The organism is uncultured Campylobacter sp., from assembly GCF_937981295.1.
Lineage (GTDB): Bacteria > Campylobacterota > Campylobacteria > Campylobacterales > Campylobacteraceae > Campylobacter_B.
In genome coordinates, this window is the sequence record NZ_CALJPC010000083.1 from 1 (window position 1) to 1264 (window position 1264).

Consider the following 1264-nt stretch of genomic DNA (forward strand, 5'->3'; position numbering starts at 1 on the left):
GCTTGCGGCTGGGCGGTTTAGTGGCTTGACTGCCGATCGGTTGGCGGTATATTGGTTTGGCGGTCAGTCGTTTTGTAACTCGGGCGCGCGCTCCTCTAGTCTGCGACTACTGCTTTTGGCGGTCGGTCGGTTTTATACGGCTCCGCTATCGATAAATTTGGCGGTTGGTCGGTGATTTTACAATCACTAGCTTACGGGCATTTTATCGATCGATTTGACGGATATACGATAGATTTTCAATCGGTCGGTTGTTTGACGACTAGTCGGTTGCCGATCGATTTGGCTGGCGGCTACGGATGGAATATTAAAATTCCAAATACGATAAAAATTTAGCGGTAGTGGAATTTTAAAAATTTATCGATACGGAATTTCATGCGGCGCGAGCCGCTAAATAAAAATGCGCGGACGCAGTCCGCCCCGCTAGCGTCGTCGGAGGTTGGGTGGGGTTTGGGGCGGGAAGGGGAGCGACCTCGCAATTCAAGCTCCCTTCCCGCCCCAAGAAACAGAAAATACGGCATAAATTTCACAAGCCGTGGATTCGGCGATAAAATTTTGAAATTTTATCTCTTAAAATATAATAAGTGTAGCATGCTTAGTAAGAGATGCGGCGTAAAATTTGAAATTCTGCAACGAAAACGGCGTCTATGCAATGCCCGCTCTGCATCCGCGTCGCAAATTTTAAATTTAGGATAAAATTTTAATGGCTAGCCCCGCGCAAAATAGAAAAATCCCCGCATAGATCGCTAAAAACGGCGCGATTATCGCATAATGTATGACGACCTCAAAAAAATTGTAGATCAAATGCTTGCTTTTGGGCTCTTTAAATTTTAATTCTAGCGGCTCGTTCGAATCAAACGGCGTGTTGGAGCGCAAGATGTGCTTTGGACTAAACATCCAGCGCACGAAGTCTATTTTATTGCGCTGCATATAGTCTTTGCCTATACCCCAATACGCCGTTTATATAGCATACAAAGCCAAAGCCGCCGAAAAACAAATGGCTCAATTAAACTTAAGCGGATTTTTAGCTGCGACTTGCGTTGCTACTGTGAGCAGACGGGATATGCTAAACATAGATTATCTAAATTTAAAGGCATTAAGAAAGAGAATTTCTTACTTCATCTTAGAGAATGTAAATTTAGATATAATACTAAAACTACACAGGAAGACCTATATCAGAAACTGTTGAAATTGATAAGAGAGAATCCGCTTAAGTTAATTGAGCGGAAATAATATAGTGCTATAAGGATCAGTAAATGAAAATAGT

Annotated in this window: 2 protein-coding genes and 1 pseudogene; 1 reads left to right on the forward strand and 2 read right to left on the reverse strand. The window is 42.7% G+C overall.

What is annotated here, in order from left to right:
* Positions 1-329 precede the first annotated feature (329 nt).
* A complete protein-coding gene (locus Q0135_RS08165; RefSeq protein ID WP_297989714.1) occupies positions 330-518 on the reverse strand; it encodes a hypothetical protein in 189 nt (62 codons plus the stop codon).
* A gap of 166 nt (positions 519-684) precedes the next feature.
* Positions 685-927 carry a hypothetical protein gene (locus tag Q0135_RS08170; RefSeq protein WP_297989715.1) on the reverse strand — a complete coding sequence of 81 codons (243 nt, stop codon included), beginning with the start codon at positions 925-927 and terminating at the stop codon, positions 685-687.
* Between the two features lie 129 nt (positions 928-1056).
* Between Q0135_RS08170 and Q0135_RS08175 the strand changes: the two are divergent.
* Positions 1057-1230 (forward strand): annotated as a pseudogene (locus Q0135_RS08175) (IS1595 family transposase); the annotation flags it as partial.
* Positions 1231-1264: the final 34 nt, after the last annotated feature.

Bases quoted from the DNA above. Each gene is read 5' to 3' on its own strand.
- Q0135_RS08165 (WP_297989714.1), bottom strand. From the start codon at position 518: ATGCCGTATTTTCTGTTTCTTGGGGCGGGAAGGGAGCTTGAATTGCGA.
- Q0135_RS08170 (WP_297989715.1), bottom strand. From the start codon at position 927: ATGCAGCGCAATAAAATAGACTTCGTGCGCTGGATGTTTAGTCCAAAG.